The organism is Pseudomonas sp. GW821-FHT02B10 (assembly GCF_059421865.1).
The window spans coordinates 686,978-710,369 of record NZ_JBWKVU010000002.1 but is presented as its reverse complement, the minus strand read 5'-3'; the positions used below and the strand labels follow the sequence as shown (position 1 = coordinate 710,369).

The window sequence follows — 23,392 nt, the reverse complement described above, 5'->3', positions numbered from 1 at the left end:
ACGATTACATGAAAACCTAGAGCGCAAACAGCTCCGCCGGCAACTTCATCAGGCAGTCACTGCCCGCCTCGATCACCGCCAGATGGGCCGCGGTACGCGGCAGCAAGCGCTTGAAGTAGAACTCGCAGGTCGCCAGCTTGGCCTGGCAATAATCGGCATCCTCTTTACCGGCGTCGAGCCGGGCCTGGGCCACCAGCGCCATGCGCAGCCACAGGTAGGCGAGGATGATGTAACCGCTGTACATCAGGTAATCCAGCGCCGCGGCGCCGACTTCGTCGGGGTTCTTCATCGCCGCCATCCCGACCTTGGTGGTCAGCGCGCCCCACTGCCGGTTGAGCCCGTCGAGTTGCGTCACATAACCCTTGAGTTGTGGATGCTCGGCATTGGCCGCGCAGAATTTGTGGACGATCTTGGTGAAACCCGTCAGCAACTTGCCCTGACTGCCAAGCACCTTGCGTCCCAGCAGGTCCAGGGCCTGGATGCCGTTGGTGCCTTCATAGATCGGGGCGATGCGGCAGTCGCGCACCAGTTGCTCCATGCCCCATTCGCGAATGAAGCCATGCCCGCCAAACACCTGCATACCGTGGTTGGTCACCTCCAGCCCGGTTTCAGTCATGAAGGCCTTGCAGATCGGTGTCAGGAAAGCCAGCAGGTTCTCGGCATCCTGGCGCTGGGTCTCGTCGGCGGCCAGGTGCGCCACATCCAGCAACTGCGCGGTGAAATAGGCCAGGGCGCGATTACCTTCGTTGAAGGCCTTCATGGTCAGCAGCATGCGCCGCACATCGGGGTGGACAATGATCGGGTCGGCGGCCTTGTCCGGCGCCTTCGGCCCGGTCAGGGAGCGCATCTGCAGACGGTCGTTGGCGTACTTGATTGCGCCCTGGAAGCTTGCCTCGCCCAGGCACAGCCCCTGCATCCCGGTACCGAGGCGCGCGTGGTTCATCATGGTGAACATGCAATTCAGGCCCTTGTTGGCCTCACCGATCAGGAATCCCTTGGCGCCATCGAAGTTGAGCACGCAGGTGGCCGAAGCCTTGATGCCCATCTTGTGTTCGATGGAACCGCAGCTCACACCATTGCGCTCACCCGCCTCGCCATCGGCGTTGGGCAAAAACTTGGGCACGATAAACAGCGAAATGCCCTTGGTACCGGCCGGCGCATCCGGCAGCTTGGCCAGCACCAGGTGGATGATGTTTTCACTCATGTCGTGCTCGCCGGCAGAAATGAAGATCTTGCTGCCGGAGACCGCATAGCTGCCGTCGGCCTGGGGCACGGCGCGGGTCTTGATGATGCCCAGGTCGGTGCCGCAATGGGCTTCGGTCAGGCACATGGTGCCAGTCCATTGGCCAGCGGTGAGCTTGCTCAGGTAGGTCTGCTTCTGCTCTTCGCTGCCGTGGGCGTGAATCGCCGACATGGCGCCGTGGGTCAGGCCCGGGTACATGCCCCAGGAAGTGTTGCTGGAGCCGACCATTTCGCTGATCACCAGCCCCAGCGAATGCGGCAGGCCCTGGCCACCATAGTTCGGGTCCGCCGCCAGGCCGTGCCAGCCGCCTTCTACATACTGGGCGAAAGCCTGCTTGAAGCCTTTTGGCGTGGTGACCACGCCATTGTCGAAATGGCAGCCCTCTTCATCGCCCGGGCGGTTCAACGGCGCCAGCACGTTTTCACAGAACTTTGCCCCTTCTTCGAGGATCGCGGCCACCATGTCCGGGCTGGCATCGCTGGCCCCCAGGGCGGCGTAGCTGGCGTGAAAGTCGAAGACGTGGTCGATCAAAAAGCGCATGTCGCGCAGGGGAGCTTTGTACTCGGGCATGGTCGTTTCTCCGGCAGCAGATCAATCCAACCTACTGCCGCTCATCCGACCTGCCAATCACAGTCCAGACGCTGAATGCGCCGCTATCACTCAACCCGCAGCGGTGTCCATGCGCACCGCGCCACGGCGGTTCTGACCGAAGGCCATGACGCAGTTACGCCCCGCGCCCTTGGCGCTGTACAGCGCCTGGTCGGCAGACTTGAGCACCTCCTCAGGCGAGCGGTGCTCCATCTGCCGCTCGGCGACGCCGATACTGACGGTCACCGATACGCTGGACGCCGCGGCCGCACCCCGGCGCTGACGACCCTGCTGGTCGTCCTGGGGCCGGTTCTCCTGATTGCGCAACTGGATGTTGTAGTTGGCGATGGTCTCGCGAATGACCTCCAGGTGCGGCATGCATTCCTCGAGGGTCTTGCCGGCGAACACCACCGCAAACTCCTCGCCGCCATAACGGTAGGCACGACCGCCGCCACTGACTTTCGACAGTTTGCTGGCCACCAGGCGCAGCACCTGGTCGCCCACATCGTGGCCGTGGGTGTCGTTGAATTTCTTGAAGTGGTCGACGTCACTCATCGCCAGCACATAGTTGCGCCCCAGGCGCTGCATGCGCTCGTTCAAGGCGCGGCGCCCCGGCAATCCGGTCAGCTCGTCGCGGAAAGCCATCTGGTACGCCTCATGGGCAACGGCCGCGGCGATCATCAGCATCACCTGGCTGCACATGATGTTCAGAGTGAACGGCAGGATGAAGGTCTTGGGCAGCATCCAGAACAGCCCCAGCAGCCCCACCAACTGCGCCGCATGCAGCGGACGTGGATTGCGCCAGTACTGGATCGCCAGCAACAGGAAGGCGGCGATAAACACCGGGTACGACAACTGGATCAGGCTCATCCAGGCGCCGTGCAGGGCCGGCCAACGGATTTCCGCCAGCCAGGCCAGCAGCGCCTGGGGATAACTCTGCTCCAGGCCCAGCGCCACGCTGCCAAAGGCGAGCAATACGGCAAACCGCGCCACCATGTCCTGGAACAGGTGGGTACGCTCCTGCCAGGCCGCAAACAGGCCGAACAGCAGCGGCAGCAGCAAGCAGACCAAGTGGAACACCACGGCCGCATCCTCGCGGACCTTGCCGTTGTCACGGTAATAGTCGGTCTGGGTATCGAGCAGGAAATAGGCGATGTACACCGTGACCATCAGGAACAGTTCACGCTGGCGCCGGTACACCGCGCAATAAGCGCCGCCGAGCAACAGCACCAGGGTCGGCAAGACGTTGAACAGCGAGGTGAAGAAAACGTTGAGATCCTTGACGTAGGCAGCCGCGAGCCCCGCAAGCAAAAGTAACAATGACGGTAGAAAATGGCTGAAACGTACAGCAGAAGAACGCGGCAAGGTAAAGCTCCGACGCGGTTAAACAGTAGATGGCACTATGCCTTCACCTGGCATGGTTAAACAGCACAAATGTGATGTATGTCACATTGCCACTTCTGTAACGGCAGGGACCGGCTTCTTCTTAACGTTTTAGTCGGATTATTTTCAGATTCATCCCGCGCACAAAAAAGCCGCTTCTCCCGAAGGAGAAGCGGCCTCTGAAGAGATGCCGGTAGGGCTTAGTAAGCCAGGCCGAAATCTTCCTCTTTCATGTCCATCAGGTTGTTGGCACCCGACAGCATCGCCGCAACGTGAGTGCGGGTACGCGGCAGGATGCGCTGGAAGTAGAAGCGCGCGGTCTGCAGCTTGGCGGTGTAGAACGCCTCTTCGGTGGTGCCGGCAGCCAGCTTCTCGGCAGCCAGGCGTGCCATGTCGGCCCAGAAGTAAGCCAGGCAGGCATAACCGGAATACATCAGGTAATCCACGGACGCAGCACCGACTTCTTCACGGTCTTTCATGGCCGCCATACCGACCTTCATGGTCAGCTCGCCCCATTCCTTGTTCAGTGCAGCCAGCGGTGCGACGAACTCTTTGACCGACTCGTTGCCTTCGTTGCTCTGGCAGAACTTGTGGACGATCTTGGTGAAGCCTTTCAGAGCCTCGCCTTGAGTCATCAGCACTTTACGGCCCAGCAAGTCCAGCGCCTGGATACCGGTGGTGCCTTCGTACAGCATGGAAATGCGGCTGTCGCGAACGTTCTGCTCCATGCCCCACTCGGCGATGAAACCGTGGCCACCGTAGATCTGCACGCCGTGGTTGGCGGATTCGAAACCGACTTCGGTCATGAAGGCCTTGGCGATCGGAGTCATGAAGGCCAGCAGTGCGTCGGCTTTCTTCTTCTCTTCTTCGTCCACGCCGTACTTGACGATGTCGACCTGCTTGGCGGTGAAGTAGACCATGGCCCGGTTGCCTTCGGCGAAAGCCTTCATGGTCAACAGCATGCGACGTACGTCAGGGTGCACGATGATCGGGTCGGCGGCCTTGTCCGGCGCTTTCGGGCCAGTCAGGGAACGCATTTGCAGACGATCGCGAGCGTATTTCAGGCCGCCCTGGAAACCGATCTCGGCGTGGGCCAGGCCTTGCAGCGCGGTACCCAGGCGAGCGGTGTTCATGAAGGTGAACATGCAGTTCAGGCCTTTGTTCGCCGGGCCGATCAGGAAACCGGTGGCCGCGTCGAAGTTCATCACGCAGGTGGCGTTACCGTGGATACCCATCTTGTGTTCCAGGGAACCGCAGCTCACGGCGTTGCGCTGGCCGACAGTGCCATCGGCGTTCGGTAGGAACTTCGGCACGATGAACAGCGAGATGCCTTTGGTGCCAGCCGGTGCATCCGGCAGGCGGGCCAGAACGATATGGACGATGTTGTCGGCCATGTCGTGTTCACCGGCCGAGATGAAGATCTTGGTGCCGGTAACTTTGTAGGAACCGTCGGCCTGAGGTTCGGCCTTGGTGCGCAGCATGCCCAGGTCGGTGCCGCAGTGCGGTTCGGTCAGGCACATAGTGCCGGTCCACTCACCGGATACCAGCTTGGTCAGGTAAGCCTCTTGCTGCTCAGGCGTGCCATGTTCGGAGATGGTGTTCATCGCGCCATGGGACAGGCCTGGGTACATGCCCCAAGACCAGTTGGCTTCGCCGACCATTTCGCTGACAGCCAGGCCCAGGGACTCCGGCAGGCCTTGACCACCATGCTCGACATCGTGAGCCAGGCTTGGCCAGCCGCCTTCGACAAATTGCTTGTAGGCCTCTTTGAAGCCAGTCGGGGTCTTAACGCCGGACTCGCTCCAGGTGCAGCCTTCCTGGTCACCCACACGGTTCAGAGGGGCCAGTACCTGCTCACAAAACTTCGCGCCTTCCTCGAGGATGGCGTCAACCATGTCTGGAGTAGCGTCCTGGCAAGCCGGCAGGCTCTGATAGTGCGCTTCATAGCCGAGCAGCTCGTCACGAACGAAGCGAATATCACGCAAGGGGGCCTTGTAGTCAGGCATAGCGATAAACCTCTGCTGATGTAACCGGGAATGAACGACCGCGTTGATTTATTGTGGCGGTCAAACAGTTGTTTGAAACATACGTTTACGCCCAAACCTTGTCAAGCGCCACGCAAACACCGTTCGTCATCGATCCTCTGCAGGCCTTGCACGCAAAGGCCCACAGCGAATGCCGTGAAATATTCGGGAGCTGAATAGAGTGTAGGAGCTGGCAGGCCAGCAAGACGGAAGATGGGGCTTTGCAGAGAGTTCTTGCGCGGGTCACCCTGCCCGCAAAAATGGGCAGGGCTACCGAAGGAGGGTCAAGCGTAGGTGTCGATCAGCGTACCGAGCACTTCATCGGCGGCCTTGGCGACTTTCACACCCAGCTCCGCCTGAACTTTGCCCATGGCCATCTCGACCATGTTGCTGGCCAAGTCCGATTGCTGGCTGCGATCGACGGATCGCAGGCGCTCGACTTGTACCTCAGAGGATTGGCTGGCGACAGAACGTTCGATGGTCGTATTGGCGATCTGGCTGGCCGCCTGATCGACACGATTCTGCCCGGTCTGCACGGTACTCAGGCCGGCGTAGAAAGCGGTATTCCCGGAAATTTCCATGGGAGAATTCGACCCTGCAAGGAATGAACAGCGGCTATTGAACCAGACGCGTCAGAAAAAGACCCGTCAAAAACACTAATGGCACAGTGCCTCACCATAGGCAAAATCTAGTCAAGCAGGTCCAGTTGCAGATACTCGGCCACCGCTTCGGCGCTGACCGCCTTCAATCTCGGGACCCGCCCCAGACAAGGTGCGGGCAGGCGCTCCGCCAGCGTGGCGAGGTTCTCCTCGAGCCGCGAAGTCTTCGGCTCGATGATATTGGCCACCCAGCCGGCCAGCTGCAATCCGTCCTGTGCAATCGCCTCGGCCGTCAGCAGGGCATGGTTGATACAGCCCAGGCGCACGCCCACCACCAGGATCACCGGCAGGCCCAGGGCCATGGCCAGGTCGGACAGGTTGTCCTGATCGGCCAGCGGCACACGCCAGCCACCGGCCCCTTCGATCAGGGTGAAATCCGCGCCCTTGGCCAGCACCTGACGCATGGGCGCCAGCAAGGCCTGAACAGTCAACGCCACGCCAGCCTCGCGGGCCGCCAGATGGGGAGCGATGGCTGGCTCGAAAGCCAGCGGATTGACCTCGTCATAGGTCAGCGGCAATGAACATTCAGCCAACAGGGCCAAGGCATCGGCGTTACGCAACCCCGCGGGGGTCAGCTCGCAGCCCGAAGCCACAGGTTTCCCGGCCGCGGTGCTCAATCCCGAGAGCCGCGCGGCATGCAGCAAGCCGGCGGCGACGGTGGTCTTGCCAACATCGGTGTCTGTTCCGGTAACGAAATAGGCTTGGCTCATAGCGGCTTCTCCAATACGGCGTAGACCACCTGGTAGGTCGCGGGCAATCCCTGCGCTTGACGGAACTGTTCGTAGGCGTCGATCAGGCCCTTGATCCGCGCCCGCCCTGTCAGCCCGCCGGGCCGTCCAGGGTTGAGGTTGTGCGCCCCCAGGGCCTTCAACTCATGGGTCAGACTGCGCACATCCGGGTAGTGCAGCACATGAGGACGGGTCTCCAGGCTCAGCACCTGCAAGCCGCTCGCCGCACACAGCTGTTGATATGTACTGAACTCACGAAAGCGATTGACATGCACCATGCCGTCGACCTGACGCCAACTGTCGCGCAATTCGTACAGCGTACCGACGCACAGGCTGGCAAAGGCCAGCACGCCGCCCGGCTTCAGCACCCGATGCGCCTCGCTGAGAACCGAACGGAAATCCGCGCACCACTGCACCGCCAGGCTGGAGAAAATCAGTTCGCAACTCTGCCCCTGCAACGGCAAACGCTCGGCATCGCCGGCAATGAAATACCGCGCCCCGCCCAACGGCCGGGCGTGCTCGAGCATGCCTTCGGCGATGTCCAGCGCCAGCCCTTCGCTGGCCTGGAAACGCTCGCCCAACAGGCGGCTGAAATAACCCGTGCCACAGCCCATGTCCAGCCAGCGGCCGGGCTCGCGGTCTTGCGGCAGGCGGCCCAGCAACTCGTTACCGACGTCGCGCTGCAGTTGCGCCACGCTGTCGTAACTGGACGCCGCGCGAGAAAAGGAAGCCGCCACCTGGCGCTTGTCGGGCAAGCTGCCGGGGGGCTTGGGAAGGGACAGATCAGTCATCACCGGACTCATGCAAAAAAGCCTGGATCGCCCCCGCCACACCGTGGGGATCCTCCAGAAGAAACGCGTGGCTGGCCTGCTCAATCAGGCCAACTTCAACATCGGGCAACAACGCCAGCAGTTCGCCCGCGGCTTCGGCCGGCACCAGGCCGTCGAGCCCGGCGAACAGATGCAACTGCGGTCCACGAAACGCCTGCAAGGCATGGCGGGTATCCAGCTGCGCCAGCAACTCCAGGCCAGCCATCAACACAGCACCCGAAGTATGCGGCGCGCCGCCCGACAGCAGGCGCGACAGGCCGCGCGGATCTTCGGCGCCCTGGGCACACAACAGGCTGAAGCGCTTGAGGGTGGTGCGTGGGTCGGCGTTACAGCCGGCCAGAAACCCGTCGAAGGCCTCCCCCGGCATTGCGCTTGCCCACTCGGCATGCGCCACGAAACTGGGGTTGCTGGCCAACGTCAGCAGACCGCAGCAGCGTTCACCACGACGCGCCGCCAGCTCGGAAGCCAGCATGCCGCCCAGTGACCAGCCACCGAGCCAGGCGTTGTCCGGGACGCTGGCGTCCAGTTCGTCGAGCCACTCATTCAGGTCGCTGGACTCCAGCTCCGGCAATGGCTCGATCTCGACCCGCAGGTGTTCGTCCAGCCCCTGCAGAGCCGCCGCCAAGGGTTCGAGCGGCGATACACCGAGCCCCCAACCGGGCAGCAGAATCAGTCGATCACGCATGGCTTGGCTCCGGTCCCGGTTCGCTAAAACAATCCGCCAGTGCATTCAACAATAGCTGGACCTGAGTCTCACTATGGGCGGCGGACAGGGTCACCCGCAAGCGGGCGCTCCCCGCGGGCACGGTAGGCGGACGAATCGCGGTGACCATCAGGCCGCGCTCGCGCAGCATCTGCGACAGGCGAATCGCCCGCGCGCTGTCGCCGATCAGGATCGGCTGGATCGGCGTAAAGCTGTCCATCAGGGTCAGCCCGATCTGCTCGGCGCCCTGGCGGAACTGGCGGATCAGGGTATTCAGGTGCTCACGTCGCCAGTGTTCGCTGCGCAGCAACTCCAGGCTTTTCAGGGTGGCGCAGGCCAGGGCCGGCGGCTGGCTGGTGGTATAGATGTAGGGACGGGCGAACTGGATCAGGCTTTCGATCATTTCCTCGCTACCGGCGACAAAGGCACCGGCGGTGCCGAACGCCTTGCCGAGGGTGCCCACCAGGACCGGCACCTCTTCCTGGCTCAAGCCGAAGTGCTCGACGATCCCTGCGCCGTTGGCCCCCAGCGGCCCGAAGCCATGGGCGTCGTCGACCATCAGCCAGGCGCCCTTGGCCCGGGTTTCGCGAGCCAGCGCCGGCAGGTCGGCCAGGTCGCCGTCCATGCTGAACACACCATCGGTGACCACCAGGGTATTGCCGGTGGCCTTCTCCAGGCGCTTGGCCAGGCTCTCGGCATCGTTGTGCAGGTAACGGTTGAAGCGCGCGCCGGAGAGCAGGCCGGCATCCAGCAATGACGCGTGGTTGAGGCGGTCTTCCAGCACCGTGTCGCCCTGCCCCACCAGCGCGGTGACCGCGCCGAGATTGGCCATGTAACCGGTGGTGAACAGCAATGCCCGCGGGCGACCGGTGAACTCGGCCAGGGCTTCCTCCAACTGATGGTGGGGCGTGCTGTGGCCAATCACCAGGTGCGAGGCGCCACCGCCCACGCCCCAGCGGGACGCACCGGCGCGCCAGGCTTCGATCACTTGCGGGTGATTGGCCAGGCCCAGGTAATCGTTGTTGCAGAACGCCAGCAACGGCTGGCCGTCGACCACCACTTGCGGCCCTTGCGGGCTTTCCAGCAGTGGGCGCTGACGATAGAGATTTTCGGCACGACGGGCAGCGAGACGCGCGCGGAGATCGAAAGACATGCAGGCCTCGCAGGCAAGAAAAGAAACATCATCCTTGTAGGAGCGGTGCTTGCCCGCGATCCAGACACCTCTGTGTCCCTGGCTCACGCGGTGAACCATTCGCGGGCAAGCCTCGCTCCTACAGAGGCAGCAGATCAGACGGCGGCGTTGTAGAACTGCTCGCTGCTCTTCTGCTCCACCAGCGCCTGCTCGATGGCGGCCTGGTGCACCTCGTCGGCATGCTCTTCGCGGGCTTCCGGCTGGATGCCCAGGCGCGCGAACAGTTGCATGTCCTTGTCGGCCTGCGGGTTGGCGGTGGTCAGCAGTTTCTCGCCGTAGAAAATCGAGTTGGCGCCGGCGAAGAACGCCAGGGCCTGCATCTGCTCGTTCATCGCTTCGCGGCCGGCGGACAGGCGCACATGGGATTTCGGCATCAGGATACGAGCCACGGCGAGCATGCGGATGAAGTCGAACGGATCGACGTCCTCGGAGTTTTCCAGAGGCGTGCCAGCCACTTTCACCAGCATGTTGATCGGTACCGACTCCGGGTGCTCCGGCAGGTTGGCCAACTGGATCAGCAGGCCGGCGCGGTCATCGAGGGATTCGCCCATGCCGAGGATGCCGCCGGAGCAGATCTTCATCCCGGCATCGCGCACGTAGGCCAGGGTCTGCAGGCGCTCGCTGTAGGTGCGGGTGGTGATGATGCTGCCGTAGAACTCCGGCGAGGTATCGAGGTTGTGGTTGTAGTAGTCCAGGCCGGCCTTGGCCAGCGCTTCGGTCTGGTCCTGGTCCAGGCGACCGAGGGTCATGCAGGTTTCCAGGCCCATGGCCTTCACGCCCTTGACCATTTCCAGCACGTACGGCATGTCTTTGGCCGACGGGTGTTTCCAGGCCGCGCCCATGCAGAAACGGGTCGAACCTATGGCCTTGGCGCGCGCGGCCTCTTCGAGGACCTTCTGCACTTCCATCAGTTTTTCTTTTTCCAGGCCGGTGTTGTAGTGACCGGACTGCGGACAATATTTGCAATCTTCCGGGCAGGCGCCGGTCTTGATCGACAACAGGGTGGAAACCTGGACGCGGTTGGCGTCGAAATGCGCACGGTGCACCGTCTGCGCCTGGAACAGCAAGTCATTGAACGGCTGGACGAAGAGGGCTTTGACTTCAGCCAAAGTCCAGTCATGACGCAGATTGGCGGTGGTGCTGGCGCTCATGGGCGATTCCTTGATTATGCTTGGCAAGCGGCTGCGGAAAGGCAATACCCACAGCCGCGACACGGATGTTGGGCATATTTAAGGAAGCGCCATGCAGTGTCAACCACATTACCAAGGACCGGTTTACATCTGGTTAAAAAACAAACAAACCTGCTTGCTCTGCGACGAGCCGACCGACACGCCCCAAGCCATTTGTACCGCCTGCGAAACCGAACTGCCGTGGCTCGGCGATCATTGCCAGGTCTGCGCCCTGCCCCTGCCCGCGGCCGGCCTGACCTGCGGCCAGTGCCTCAAGCGACCGCCCGCCTTCGCCCAGGTGGTGGCGCCCTGGCGTTACAGCTTTCCCGTCGACAGCCTGGTCAGCCGTTTCAAGCACAACGGCAAATGGCCCTTTGGCCGTCTTTTAGCCGAACTTCTCGCGCAATCGCTGCAACATCGCTTTGCCGAGGACCTGGCGCAACCCGACGCCCTGCTGCCGGTGCCCCTGGCCCGCAAGCGCCTGCGCCAGCGCGGCTATAACCAGGCGGCGATGCTCGCGCGCTGGCTCGGCGAGATCCTGCAAATCCCCTGTGACGAAACCTTGTTGCAGCGCACCCAGGACACGCCATCGCAGCAGGGCCTGGATGCCAGGGCGCGGCACCGCAACCTGCACCATGCCTTTGCCCTGATGCCCAAGGCGGCGGTCCATGGCCGGCACCTTGCGCTGGTGGACGACGTGCTCACCACCGGCGCGACCGCCCACGCCCTGGCGCGGCTGCTGCTCAAGGCCGGGGCCCGGCGGGTCGATGTCTATTGCCTGGCACGCACGCCAAAACCCGGCGAGTCCGACTGAACTTGACTCTCGCCCCTCAAGCCGCAAACTCCCTTTCCATTCCCAGCGTTCAAAGCGTTCAGCCATGCCCTTGCCCACCTTGTTGACCCAGCACATCGCCCGTCGCCCGCAGCGCATTGCCCTGCTGCAGCACATCGCCGAACAGGGCTCGATCACCCGTGCCGCGAAAAGCGCCGGCCTGAGTTACAAGGCGGCCTGGGACGCCATCGACGAGTTGAACAACCTGGCGCAAAAGCCCCTGGTCGAACGCAGTGTCGGCGGCAAAGGCGGCGGTGGCGCCAGGCTCTCCGTCGAAGGCGAACGGGTGCTGTGCCTCTACCAGCGCTTGCAGGCCTTGCAGGCCCAGGTGCTGGAAGCCGCCGAAGACGCCGCCGACCTCGATCTGCTGGGGCGCCTGATGCTCCGCACCAGCGCCCGCAACCAGCTGCATGGCACGGTGCTGGCGATCGAAGCGCAGGGGCGCAACGATCTGATACGACTGGCGCTCGCAGAAGACCTGGCGATCCAGGCGCAGATCACCCATGACAGTACCCTGCACCTGGAACTGGAGCCCGGCACAAGCGTCGTGGCGTTGATCAAGGCCGGCTGGCTGGAATTGCTGGCCATCGATCAACCCGCAACACCCGGACACAATTGTCTGCAGGGCACCCTGGAAGCGATCCTCGACGCCGAAGACGGCCCCAGCGAAATCAGAATCGCCCTGCCCAGCGGCCAGACGCTCTGTGCCCTGGCCGAACCGCTGCACCTGCGACACCTTGGCTTGAGCGCCGGCCAGCCGGTACGGGTGCAGTTCTCGCCATCCAACGTGCTGCTCGGCACGCCGCTGTAACCAGACTTATCACGGCTCTGTAGCCGCTGCCGCAGGCTGCGATAAGGTCGCAGGACCTTGATTGACTCAAGCTCTCTGCGAGCCTTCGGCTCGATCGCAGCCTTCGGCAGCGGCTACACAAGCGGCGGAATGCTTTCGTCACTGCAATATGTTCGTCATCGACGCTGATTAAGGTGGCTGCAAAACCCTGCAGGAAGCCTGTGATGAGCCTATTAGAAGAAGACCAACCTACCGACCTCGAAAAGATGGTCGGCCTCAGCCGCCGTGGTTTCATCAGCGCCGGAGCCCTGTGCGGCGCGGCCATGTTCCTCGGTGGCAACCTGCTGAGCCGCAGCGTACTGGCTGCCAGCGTCAGCGCCGGTTCCAGCAAGCTGCTGGGCTTTGAAGGCATTGCCGCCGCCACCAGCGACACCATCACCCTGCCGCCGGGCTACAAGTCTTCGGTGCTGATCAGCTGGGGCCAGCCCCTGCAGAAGAACGGCCCGGCGTTCGACCCGAGTGGCAATGGCACCGCCGCGGCCCAGGAGGTCCAGTTCGGTGACAACAACGACGGCATGAGCCTGTTCGCCTTCCCGGACGACAAGAATCGCGCATTGATGGCGATCAACAACGAATACACCAACTACCGCTACCTCTACCCCCACGGCGGCATGCCGCAGTCGGCGGAAGACGTGCGCAAGGCCCTGGCCAGCGAAGGCGTGTCGGTGATCGAAGTGCAGCGCCGCAGCGGCCAATGGCAGTTCGTCCAGGGCTCGCGCTACAACCGGCGCATCCACGGCAACGCGCCGATTCGCCTGAGCGGCCCGGCCGCCGGCCACGCGCTGATGAAAACCAGCGCCGACAAGAGCGGCCGCAAAGTCCTCGGCACCTTCCAGAACTGCGCCAACGGCAAGACGCCATGGGGCACCTACCTGACCTGTGAAGAGAACTTCACCGACTGCTTCGGCAGCAGCAACGCCCAGCAGACCTTCGATGCCGCGCAGAAACGCTATGGCGCCTCGGCGAGCAGCCGCGACATCAACTGGCATCAGTTCGACCCGCGCTTCGACCTGGCGAAAAACCCCAACGAACTCAACCGTCACGGCTGGGTCGTGGAGATCGACCCATTCGACCCGCAGTCCAAGCCGATCAAGCGCACCGCCCTGGGCCGCTTCAAGCATGAAAACGCCGCCCTGGCCGAAACCCGCGACGGACGCGCCGTGGTCTACATGGGCGACGACGAGCGTGGCGAGTTCATCTACAAGTTCGTCAGCCGCGACCGCATCAACCACCGCAACCCCAAGGCCAACCGCGACCTGCTGGATCACGGCACCCTGTACGTGGCGATCTTCGACAATGGCGACGGCAACCCGGACCACCCGAAAGGCAAGGGCAAATGGGTCGAGCTGAGCCATGGCAAGAACGGCATCGACGCCAGCAGCGGTTTCGCCGACCAGGCCGAGGTGCTGATCCACGCTCGCCTCGCGGCCAGCGTGGTCAAGGCCACCCGCATGGACCGCCCGGAATGGATCGTGGTCAGCCCGAAGGACGGCCAGGTCTACTGCACCCTGACCAACAACTCCAAACGTGGCGAAGACGGCCAGCCAGTGGGCGGCCCGAACCCGCGGGAGAAAAACGTCTACGGGCAGATCCTGCGCTGGCAGACCGCCCGTGGCGACCACGGCTCGATGGACTTCACCTGGGACCTGTTCGTGGTCGCCGGCAACCCGGCCGTGCATGCCGGCCAGCCCAAAGGCGGTTCGTCGAACATCACGCCGCAGAACATGTTCAACAGCCCCGACGGCCTGGGTTTCGACAAGGCCGGCCGGTTGTGGATCCTCACCGACGGCGACTCCAGCAACACCGGCGACTTCGCCGGCATGGGCAACAACCAGATGCTCTGCGCCGACCCGGACACCGGTGAAATCCGTCGTTTCATGGTCGGGCCGGTGGGCTGCGAAGTCACTGGCATCACCTTCTCGCCGGATCAGCGGAGCCTGTTCGTGGGCATCCAGCACCCGGGCGAGAACGGCGGTTCGACCTTCCCCGAGCACCTGCCCAACGGCAAGCCGCGTTCCTCGGTGATGGTGATCACCCGGGAAGACGGCGGTATCGTCGGCGCCTGATAGACCGCTTCGCGGGCAAGCTCGCTCCTACAGATCCGTGTAGGGGCGAGCTTGCCCGCGATAGCGCCCTCACAGTCACCACCTGTCATCCTTCGTGCGCTACCATGCTTGGCCGGACGCAGCAGCCTGCTGCGCGCAGGAGTCAGCATGTCTCACCCGTTCGAAACCCTTACCCCTGATCTAGTCCTCGATGCCGTCGAAAGCATCGGTTTTCTCAGCGACGCCCGTGTCCTGGCACTCAACAGTTACGAAAACCGTGTCTACCAGGTCGGCATCGAAGACAGCGAGCCGCTGATCGCCAAGTTCTACCGCCCGCAGCGCTGGACCAACGAGGCGATCCTCGAAGAACACCGCTTCACCTTCGAACTCGCCGAGTGCGAAGTGCCGGTGGTGGCGCCGCTGATTCACCAGGGCGAAAGCCTGTTCGAGCATGAAGGCTTCCGCTTTACCCTGTTCCCACGCCGTGGCGGCCGGGCGCCGGAACCCGGCAACCTCGACCAGCTGTATCGCCTGGGGCAATTGCTCGGCCGCCTGCATGCGGTCGGCGCCACGCGCCCGTTCGAGCATCGCGAAGCGCTGGGGGTGAAGAACTTCGGCCACGATTCGCTGACCACTCTGCTGGAAGGCGACTTCGTGCCCAAGAGCCTGCTGCCGGCCTACGAGTCGGTGGCCCGCGACCTGCTCAAGCGGGTGGAAGAGGTCTACCAGGCCACGCCGCACCAGAACATCCGCATGCACGGCGACTGCCACCCCGGCAACATGATGTGCCGCGACGAGGTGTTCCATATCGTCGACCTCGACGACTGCCGCATGGGCCCGGCGGTGCAGGACCTGTGGATGATGCTCGCCGGCGATCGCCAGGAATGCCTGGGGCAACTGTCGGAACTGATGGATGGCTACAGCGAGTTCCACGACTTCGACCCGCGCGAACTGGCATTGATCGAACCACTGCGCGCCCTGCGCCTGATGCACTACAGCGCCTGGCTGGCCCGGCGCTGGGACGACCCGGCGTTCCCACGCAGCTTCCCCTGGTTCGGCAGCGAGCGTTATTGGGGCGACCAGGTGCTGGCGTTGCGCGAGCAACTCTCGGCGCTCAATGAAGAACCGCTGAAGCTGTTCTGACCCCAAGCCTCGCTCCTACAGAACCGGATTGATCACAAAAGCCGGCAACCAGAATGACACCGACAAAGACAGGGCCTGACAAACCTCCTTACAATCCCCCTCTTTGTTAGCTGCCTAAGCAAGGATTCTGCATGCAAGCCGCCAACCCGCGCCGCGGGTACATCCTGGGCCTGAGTGCCTACATCATCTGGGGCCTGTTCCCGATCTACTTCAAAGCCATCGCCAACGTGCCCGCCGTGGAAATCATCATCCACCGGGTGCTCTGGTCCGCGCTGTTCGGCGCGCTGCTGCTGATGGTCTGGAAGCATCCCGGCTGGTGGCGCGAGCTGCGGGATAACCCCAGGCGCCTGGCGATCCTGGCCCTGAGCGGCACCCTGATCGCGGCTAACTGGCTGACCTATGTCTGGTCGGTGAACAACGGGCGCATGCTCGAAGCCAGCCTGGGTTACTACATCAACCCGCTGGTGAACGTGCTGCTGGGCATGCTGATCCTCGGTGAGCGGCTGCGGCGCATGCAGTGGCTCGCAGTGGGCCTGGCGGCGGTGGGCGTGGCGCAGCAGGTGTGGCAGGTCGGCAGCCTGCCCTGGGTTTCCCTGGTGCTGGCGTTGACCTTCGGTTTCTACGGACTGATCCGCAAGCAGGCACCGGTCAAGGCGCTACCGGGGCTGGTGGTGGAAACCTGGATGCTGGTGCCGATCGCCCTCGCCTGGCTCTTGTTCAACCCCACCGCCACCAGTGCCCAGGCGGCCTTCTGGACCAGCTCCGAGGCCTGGTGGCTGGTGGCGGCCGGTCCCGTCACCCTGGTGCCGCTGGTGTGCTTCAACGCCGCCGCCCGTCACCTGCCCTACACCACCCTGGGCTTCTTGCAGTACCTGGCGCCGACCCTGGTGCTGCTGCAGGCGGTACTGCTGTTCGGCGAACACCTGTCGTCGAGCACCCTGGTGGCGTTCATGTTTATCTGGGCCGGCCTGGCGGTGTACAGCGTGGATGCCTGGTTGAGCCTGCGCAAACGCAGCTGATCAATAAACGTACAAAGTTCTGCAGGCCACGGTTGGCGTGGCCTGCATCTATCCTTCCCAAGGTTATCCACAGCGTGATCCCCGCCGTTTGTGCACAAGCCCTTGAAACTGCTGGTTTTTTGATCAGATTCCGCAAAGCCTTGGCCGACTTGGGCTGGTGCCAGGTCTCTACAGGTTATCCACAGGCGCATGCACGCTAAAACTGGATAACCCGCCCTTTCAGGTTCACACCTCGCTACGCAGCACCAACTCCACCATCAGGTCATCCGCCAGGGTTTCCAGGCGCGACTGCAAAACGTCGAGGGACAAGGTCAGCGGCACCGCCAGGATCGCTTCGGCGTGGAACAGCGGCTCGCTGCTCATGGGGGCCGGGCGCACTTCGGTCACCAGTCGCTCCAGGTTCACCCCCTGCTCGCTCAACAGGCGGGTGATGTCGCGCACAATGCCCGGCCGGTCGTTGCCCACCAGTTCCATGGCGATCGGCTTCCAGGTGCAGGATTGTTCGATGCCGCTTTCGGCGATCAGCACCCGAATGCCCTGGGCCGCCAAGCCTTGCAAGGCGTCCACCAGCTCGTCATAGGCTTCGGCCGGCACGCCGACCCGCAGGATACCGGCGAACTGCCCGGCCATCCGCGACATGCGACTCTCCAGCCAATTGCCGCCGTGTGCGGCGATGCATTGGGCGATGCGCTCGACCTGTCCGGGCTTGTCCGGGGCGAATACGGTGAGTACGAGGTGGTCCATGGCGCAACCCTCTGTCAGGACTTTTGTTGTAGAAGGTCAAGTATAGGCAAGCCACAGGGTCGCCGCGGCCCGGCAGGAGCGACGCCTGCTTGCGACAAGAATCACCCGGCCGGCATCGTTGGGACTGTCAGGATGCCATCGCGAGCAAGCTTCGCTCCTACAAGGAAAAAAGGGGCTTGAGACAAATCGTGTACATGTTTTTAGAATTCTATGGAACAATCTGCAAGTTTTTTGAGAACATCCTGTTCCCCAGCGTGACCGTGCCGCGAACTTGAGTCGCGGAACGACGTATTTAGTCTAATTTTCACAACCGCAATTCATCATGTAGTATGCCGCAGCGCGCACTACATAACGTTGGATCGATGTCTGCCAAGGCGCAGTCGCAACCCTGAAAGCCCTGTCAGCAAGGCTCCGAGCCGTTGATTGGAACCATCCCAGCCGCCCGCGATGGCATGTACTGGTAGAGGGGTTTGTGGTTTAAATGGCCAGAGGCTTCATTGTCAATTTGAAGAGCTGAAAAGCGAAATAGCTGAGCAGAGTGAGGCAAGCAATGACTGAACACGTTCAAGTCGGTGGCCTGCAGGTCGCCAAAGTCCTGTTCGACTTCGTGAACAACGAAGCCATTCCCGGTACCGGCCTCACCGCCGACACGTTCTGGGCCGGCGCCGACAAGGTCATCCACGACCTGGCACCGAAGAACAAAGCCCTACTCGCCAAACGCGACGATTTCCAGGCGCGTATCGATGCCTGGCACCAAGCCCGTGCCGGACAAGCCCACGATGCCGTGGCCTACAAAGCCTTCCTGCAAGACATCGGTTACCTGCTGCCAGAAGCGGCGGACTTCCAGGCCACGACGCAAAACGTCGATGACGAGATCGCCCGCATGGCCGGTCCGCAGCTGGTGGTCCCGGTGATGAATGCCCGCTTCGCCCTCAACGCCTCCAACGCCCGCTGGGGCTCGCTGTACGACGCGCTCTATGGCACCGACGCCATCAGCGAAGCCGGCGGCGCGGAAAAAGGCAAAGGCTACAACAAGGTGCGTGGCGACAAAGTCATCGCCTTCGCCCGCGCCTTCCTCGACGAGGCCGCGCCATTGGCTGCCGGCTCCCATGTCGACTCCACCGGCTACAAGATCGTCGACGGCAAGCTGGTGGTCGCCCTCAAGGGTGGCAGCAACAGCGGCCTGCGCGACGACGCTCAACTGATCGGCTACCACGGCGATGCCGCGGCACCGACCGCGGTGCTGCTGAAACACAACGGCCTGCATTTCGAGATCCAGATCGACGCCAGCAGTCCGGTTGGCCAGACCGACGCCGCCGGCGTCAAGGACGTGCTGATGGAAGCCGCCCTGACCACCATCATGGACTGCGAAGACTCGGTCGCCGCCGTCGACGCCGACGACAAGGTGGTGATCTACCGCAACTGGCTCGGCCTGATGAAGGGCGACCTGGCCGAAGAAGTGGCCAAGGGCGGCAAGACCTTCACCCGCACCATGAACGCCGACCGCGAATACACCGCGCCCAACGGCGGCAGTGTGAAGCTGCACGGCCGTTCGCTGCTGTTCGTGCGCAACGTGGGTCACCTGATGACCATCGACGCGATCCTCGACAGCCAAGGCAACGAAGTGCCGGAAGGCATCCTCGATGGCCTGGTCACCAGCCTCGCGGCGATCCACAACCTCAACGGCAACACCTCGCGCACCAACAGCCGCACCGGCTCGGTGTATATCGTGAAGCCGAAGATGCACGGCCCGAAAGAAGCCGCTTTCACCAACGAGTTGTTCGGGCGCATCGAAGACGTGCTGGAACTGCCGCGCAACACCCTGAAAGTCGGGATCATGGACGAGGAGCGCCGCACCACGGTCAACCTCAAGGCCTGCATCAAGGCCGCCAGCGAGCGCGTAGTGTTCATCAACACCGGCTTCCTCGACCGTACCGGCGACGAAATCCACACCTCCATGGAAGCCGGCGCCGTGGTGCGCAAGGCCGAGATGAAGGCCGCCAAGTGGATCGGCGCCTACGAGAACTGGAACGTCGATATCGGCCTGAGCACCGGTCTGCAAGGTCGTGCGCAGATCGGTAAAGGCATGTGGGCCATGCCGGACCTGATGGCCGCCATGCTCGAACAGAAAATCGCCCACCCGCTGGCCGGCGCCAACACCGCCTGGGTACCCTCGCCCACCGCCGCGGCCCTGCACGCCCTGCACTACCACAAGGTCGATGTGTTCGCCCGCCAGGCCGAGCTGGCCAAGCGCGCCCGCGCCTCGGTGGACGACATCCTGACCATCCCGCTGGCCAGCAACACCAACTGGTCGGCCGAAGAGATCAAGAACGAACTGGACAACAACGCCCAGGGCATTCTCGGTTACGTGGTGCGCTGGATCGACCAGGGCGTCGGCTGTTCCAAGGTGCCGGACATCAACGATGTCGGCCTGATGGAAGACCGCGCCACCCTGCGTATTTCCAGCCAGCACATCGCCAACTGGCTGCGCCATGGCGTCGTCACCCAAGCCCAGGTCATGGAAAGTCTCAAGCGCATGGCGCCCGTGGTGGACCGGCAGAACGCCGGCGACACTCTGTACCGTCCGCTGGCACCGAACTTCGACAGCAACATCGCCTTCCAGGCGGCGGTCGAACTGGTGATCGAAGGCACCAAGCAGCCCAATGGCTACACCGAGCCGGTGCTGCACCGTCGTCGTCGCGAGTTCAAGGCCCGCAACGGCCTGTGATCCTGCGTTGACGCGGTAAAGAAAAAGCCCTGGTCGCGAGACCAGGGCTTTTGTGTTTCTGCCGGGGAATCTTATCGCGAGCACGCTCGCTCCTACAGGGGACACCCTGCTCCTAGTGCACCACCCCCAGCTCATGCTTGACCAGCGCCAGCAACTTGCCGGTGTCGATCGGCTTGAGCAGGAAGTCCACCACGCTCAGGTGCATGGCCGCGATGGCGTCACGCACATCGGCATCCCCGGAAATGATAATGATCGGCAACGCCGCCCGCTCCGATTCGCGCACCTGGCGTATCAGATCCAGGCCGTTGCAGGGGGCCATGCGCAGGTCGGTGATCAGCAGTCCGATCGATTTGTTCGAGTTCAACAGTTCCAGTGCTGCCTTGCCACTGGCTGCGGTCATGCAGCGAATGCCATCCAGTCCGAGAATCTCCGACAGCAACTCACGGGCATCCTTGTCATCATCGGCGATCAACACGCGCTGGGGCGGCAGATCGGGCTCGAGCATCACGGCGTTCAACGCCTCGCGCTCGGCATCACTCAAAATATCGTGGTCGGACATGGCTTTCTCTACATATTCAAATCGATCCCCTAGCACAGTGGTCAGACATCGCTAAGCAGGCCTCCAATGTGCACTTCGTCGGATTTTTTTCCAAGAGGCCGGATAAGTACTTTTTTCACAGTTTTGACACCTGCTTGAAGCGAATTAACAGGTGCAGAGCCGCTACCTAGACTTACGTCCAATGGGCACCTGGCAGCGTGGGACCGACCATGACCCAAGACCCGACCACGACAAATCCAAAAAGACTGCGGTAATGGTTATGAGTAAAGCGGATGCCTTCACCCAGGCAGGGAAAACCGCGGTGTTGCAGAACATCCACGGCACGATGCAGTTTCTCCAGCGGTTCCCCCCCTTCAATCAGATGGAAAACGCTCACCTGGCGTACCTGGTCGAGCAATGCCAACTGCGTTTCTACGGCCCCGGCGAAAGCATCATCAAACCCGCCGACGGACCGGTCGAACACTTCTATATCGTCAAGCAGGGCCGGGTGGTCGGCGAGCGTCAGCACGCCCTCAAGGGCGGCACCGAAACCACCTTCGAGATCACCGCAGGCGAATGTTTCCCCCTCGCCGCGCTGCTGGGCGAGCGCGCCACCCGCACCGAACACCTGGCGGCCGAGGACACCTTCTGCCTGCAACTGAACAAGCCGGCCTTCATCAAGCTGTTCGCCCTTTGCGCGGTGTTTCGCGATTTCGCCCTGCGCGGCGTCAGCAGCCTGCTGGACCAGGTCAACCAGCAGGTCCAGCAAAAAGCCGTGGAAACCCTCGGCACCCAATACTCCCTCAACACCCGGCTGGGCGAACTGGCGATGCGCCACCCAGTGACCTGCTGCCCGTCCACCCCACTGCGCGAAGCCGTGAGCCTGATGCACGAACAGCAAGTCGGCAGCATCGTGGTGGTGGATGAACACAAGGCGCCGCTCGGCATCTTTACCCTGCGCGACCTGCGCCAGGTGGTGGCCGACGGCACCAGCGACTTCAACCAGGGCATCGAACGGCACATGACCCAGGCGCCGTTCGCCCTCTCGCCGGACCACAGCGCATTCGACGCCGCCATCGCCATGACCGAACGGCACATCGCCCACGTCTGCCTGGTCAAAGAACAGCGCCTGTGCGGCGTGGTTTCCGAGCGCGACCTGTTTTCCCTGCAGCGGGTCGACCTGGTGCACCTGGCGCGGACCATCCGCAACGCGCCACGGATCGACAACCTGGTGGCGATTCGCGGCGAGATCGGCCAGTTGGTGGAGCGCATGCTGGCCCACGGCGCGTCCTCGACCCAGATCACCCACATCATCACCCTGCTCAACGACCACACCGTGTGCCGGGTCATCGAACTGACCCTGGCCGACAAGGGCGACCCGGGCGTGCCGTTCAGCTGGCTGTGTTTCGGCAGCGAAGGCCGGCGCGAGCAAACCCTGCACACCGACCAGGACAACGGCATCCTGTTCGAAGCGCGCGACGCCGCTCATGCGGCAGAGATTCGCGGCAAGCTGCTGCCCCTGGCGCAGCAGATCAACCAGAGCCTGGCGCTGTGCGGCTTCTCCCTGTGCAAGGGCAACATCATGGCCGGCAACCCCGAGCTGTGCCTGTCCCGCGCCGAATGGGCACGGCGCTTCGCCGCCTTCATCCGTGAGGCCACGCCGGAGAACCTGCTGGGTTCGAGCATCTATTTCGACCTGCGGGTGGTCTGGGGCGACGAGCAGGGCTGCGCGCAACTGCGCCGCGGCATCCTCGACCAGGTCGGCGACAACCGCCTGTTCCAGCGCATGATGGCCGAGAACGCGCTGCGCCAGCGCCCGCCGGTGGGGCGTTTTCGCGAGTTCGTCCTGGCCAGGAAAAATGGCGAAAAAGCCACCCTCGACCTCAAGGTCCAGGGCCTCACCCCTTTCGTCGACGGTGCGCGCCTGCTGGCCCTGGCCAATGGCATCGATGCCAGCAACACCCTGGAGCGCCTGCGCCAGCTGGTGGCCAGGGAAGTCATCGAAACCCTCGACGGCGCCGCGTATGAAGAGGCTTATCACTTCATCCAGCAGACCCGCATGCAACAGCACCAATTGCAGACCCGGCAGAACCTGCCCTACTCCAACCGAGTCGACCCGGACAGCCTCAACCACCTGGACCGGCGGATCCTGCGCGAGTCGATGCGCCAGGCCCAGCGCCTGCAAAGCAGCCTGGCGCTGAGGTATCAGCTATGAGCCTGTTCGCCTGGTTGCGCCCGGCCAGCGCGGTACTCAGCGCCGAACAGCAACAACGCCGCGAGCGCCTGCCCGTCGCCCCGGCGCTGGGCGAATGCAGCCTGCGCGAACAGCGCTGGGTGGTGCTGGACCTGGAAACCAGCGGGCTCAACCTCAATCGCGACCAGGTGCTGTCCATTGGCGCGGTGGTGATAGAAGACGGCGCCATCGATTTGGGCCAGCAGTTCGAGCGCACCTTGCAACGTACCGATCACAAGCTCAGCCCCAGCGTGCTGATTCACGGTCTCGGCCCTAGCGCGATCGCCGCCGGCAGCGACCCGGTGGAAGCCTTGCTGGATTTCATGGCGTTCGTCGGCGACAGCCCGCTGCTGGCCTTCCATGCGCCATTCGACCAGCACATGCTCGGCCGGGCGCTGAAGGACAGCCTGGGTTATCGCCTGCAGCATCCGTTCCTCGACGTCGCCGAAATGGCCCCGCTGCTCTGCCCCCAGGCGCATATCCGCGAAGCCGGGCTGGATGACTGGATGGGCTACTTCAAGCTGCACGCCGGCGAACGCCACCATGCCGCCGCCGACGCCCTGGCCACCGCCGAGCTGGCGCTGATCCTGTTCAGCCGCGCCCGCCAGCAGCAGATCCACAGCCCGCTGAACCTGCAACAGCGGCTCAGCCAATGGAAACGCCGACAGCAGAGCCACTCCTTCTGACCCTGTAGCCGCTGCCGAGCCCTGCGAGGCTGCGATCGAGCGCATAGCGGTCGGC

19 protein-coding genes are annotated in these 23,392 nt (G+C 63.1%); 8 read left to right on the top strand and 11 right to left on the bottom strand.

Going from position 1 to position 23,392, the window contains the following annotated elements; all coding sequences use genetic code 11:
- Positions 1-16 precede the first annotated feature (16 nt).
- The 9 genes from AC07VU_RS07120 to bioB all read right to left on the bottom strand — a co-directional run bounded on the left by AC07VU_RS07120 (position 17) and on the right by bioB (position 10,501).
- On the bottom strand, positions 17-1,813 hold the full coding sequence (locus tag AC07VU_RS07120) for an acyl-CoA dehydrogenase C-terminal domain-containing protein (protein ID WP_495029652.1): 1,797 nt from the start codon (positions 1,811-1,813) through the stop codon (positions 17-19).
- A gap of 90 nt (positions 1,814-1,903) precedes the next feature.
- Positions 1,904-3,196 (bottom strand): GGDEF domain-containing protein, encoded by a 1,293-nt coding sequence (locus tag AC07VU_RS07115; RefSeq protein WP_009045908.1) that lies wholly within the window; start codon positions 3,194-3,196, stop codon positions 1,904-1,906.
- A gap of 218 nt (positions 3,197-3,414) precedes the next feature.
- A complete protein-coding gene (locus tag AC07VU_RS07110) occupies positions 3,415-5,220 on the bottom strand; it encodes a phenylacyl-CoA dehydrogenase (protein ID WP_053262896.1) in 1,806 nt (601 codons plus the stop codon).
- Positions 5,221-5,522: 302 nt separating this feature from the next.
- Positions 5,523-5,819: a hypothetical protein gene (locus AC07VU_RS07105; RefSeq protein WP_007926068.1), complete on the bottom strand. Its 297-nt coding sequence runs from the start codon at positions 5,817-5,819 to the stop codon at positions 5,523-5,525.
- A gap of 107 nt (positions 5,820-5,926) precedes the next feature.
- Positions 5,927-6,607 carry a dethiobiotin synthase gene (bioD, locus tag AC07VU_RS07100; protein WP_493185982.1) on the bottom strand — a complete coding sequence of 227 codons (681 nt, stop codon included), beginning with the start codon at positions 6,605-6,607 and terminating at the stop codon, positions 5,927-5,929.
- The gene (bioC, locus tag AC07VU_RS07095; protein ID WP_087089422.1) at positions 6,604-7,416 is read right to left on the bottom strand and encodes a malonyl-ACP O-methyltransferase BioC; all 813 of its coding nucleotides are present in this window, start codon (positions 7,414-7,416) and stop codon (positions 6,604-6,606) included. The genes bioD and bioC overlap by 4 nt, the downstream gene beginning before the upstream one ends.
- A complete protein-coding gene (locus AC07VU_RS07090) occupies positions 7,409-8,140 on the bottom strand; it encodes an alpha/beta fold hydrolase (RefSeq protein WP_493185981.1) in 732 nt (243 codons plus the stop codon). Before AC07VU_RS07090 ends, bioC begins: the two co-directional genes overlap by 8 nt.
- Complete coding sequence (gene bioF, locus AC07VU_RS07085; RefSeq protein ID WP_495029651.1) at positions 8,133-9,311, bottom strand: 8-amino-7-oxononanoate synthase; 1,179 nt, start codon at positions 9,309-9,311, stop codon at positions 8,133-8,135. Before bioF ends, AC07VU_RS07090 begins: the two co-directional genes overlap by 8 nt.
- A gap of 134 nt (positions 9,312-9,445) precedes the next feature.
- Positions 9,446-10,501, bottom strand: coding sequence for a biotin synthase BioB (bioB, locus tag AC07VU_RS07080; RefSeq protein ID WP_007926062.1), 1,056 nt, complete (start codon positions 10,499-10,501; stop codon positions 9,446-9,448).
- Positions 10,502-10,592: 91 nt separating this feature from the next.
- On the opposite strand from bioB, the gene AC07VU_RS07075 reads away from it, so the two are divergent.
- From AC07VU_RS07075 to rarD, 5 genes are all read left to right on the top strand, one after another.
- The gene (locus AC07VU_RS07075) at positions 10,593-11,333 is read left to right on the top strand and encodes a ComFC family protein (RefSeq protein ID WP_274304857.1); all 741 of its coding nucleotides are present in this window, start codon (positions 10,593-10,595) and stop codon (positions 11,331-11,333) included.
- Between the two features lie 64 nt (positions 11,334-11,397).
- Complete coding sequence (locus AC07VU_RS07070; RefSeq protein ID WP_277589734.1) at positions 11,398-12,162, top strand: TOBE domain-containing protein; 765 nt, start codon at positions 11,398-11,400, stop codon at positions 12,160-12,162.
- 203 nt (positions 12,163-12,365) lie between these two features.
- Entirely contained in the window at positions 12,366-14,267 is a 1,902-nt protein-coding gene (locus AC07VU_RS07065; RefSeq protein WP_085533098.1) for a PhoX family protein, read from the top strand.
- A 147-nt stretch (positions 14,268-14,414) separates the two neighbouring features.
- On the top strand, positions 14,415-15,389 hold the full coding sequence (locus AC07VU_RS07060) for a serine/threonine protein kinase (RefSeq protein ID WP_007926057.1): 975 nt from the start codon (positions 14,415-14,417) through the stop codon (positions 15,387-15,389).
- Positions 15,390-15,520: 131 nt separating this feature from the next.
- Complete coding sequence (gene rarD / locus AC07VU_RS07055) at positions 15,521-16,408, top strand: EamA family transporter RarD (protein WP_025807310.1); 888 nt, start codon at positions 15,521-15,523, stop codon at positions 16,406-16,408.
- 225 nt (positions 16,409-16,633) lie between these two features.
- Here the strand turns inward: rarD and AC07VU_RS07050 are convergent, their stop codons facing one another.
- On the bottom strand, positions 16,634-17,152 hold the full coding sequence (locus tag AC07VU_RS07050) for a glycine cleavage system transcriptional repressor (protein WP_007926052.1): 519 nt from the start codon (positions 17,150-17,152) through the stop codon (positions 16,634-16,636).
- A gap of 550 nt (positions 17,153-17,702) precedes the next feature.
- Here AC07VU_RS07050 and AC07VU_RS07045 point away from each other — a divergent pair.
- Positions 17,703-19,880 carry a malate synthase G gene (locus tag AC07VU_RS07045; protein WP_495029650.1) on the top strand — a complete coding sequence of 726 codons (2,178 nt, stop codon included), beginning with the start codon at positions 17,703-17,705 and terminating at the stop codon, positions 19,878-19,880.
- A gap of 112 nt (positions 19,881-19,992) precedes the next feature.
- Here the strand turns inward: AC07VU_RS07045 and AC07VU_RS07040 are convergent, their stop codons facing one another.
- A complete protein-coding gene (locus AC07VU_RS07040; protein ID WP_274304862.1) occupies positions 19,993-20,439 on the bottom strand; it encodes a response regulator in 447 nt (148 codons plus the stop codon).
- Positions 20,440-20,692: 253 nt separating this feature from the next.
- On the opposite strand from AC07VU_RS07040, the gene AC07VU_RS07035 reads away from it, so the two are divergent.
- Together AC07VU_RS07035 and AC07VU_RS07030 are read left to right on the top strand one after the other, a co-directional pair.
- The gene (locus AC07VU_RS07035; protein ID WP_495029649.1) at positions 20,693-22,633 is read left to right on the top strand and encodes a putative nucleotidyltransferase substrate binding domain-containing protein; all 1,941 of its coding nucleotides are present in this window, start codon (positions 20,693-20,695) and stop codon (positions 22,631-22,633) included.
- Positions 22,630-23,337 (top strand): 3'-5' exonuclease, encoded by a 708-nt coding sequence (locus AC07VU_RS07030; RefSeq protein ID WP_495029648.1) that lies wholly within the window; start codon positions 22,630-22,632, stop codon positions 23,335-23,337. Before AC07VU_RS07035 ends, AC07VU_RS07030 begins: the two co-directional genes overlap by 4 nt.
- The last annotated feature ends 55 nt before the right edge of the window (positions 23,338-23,392 follow it).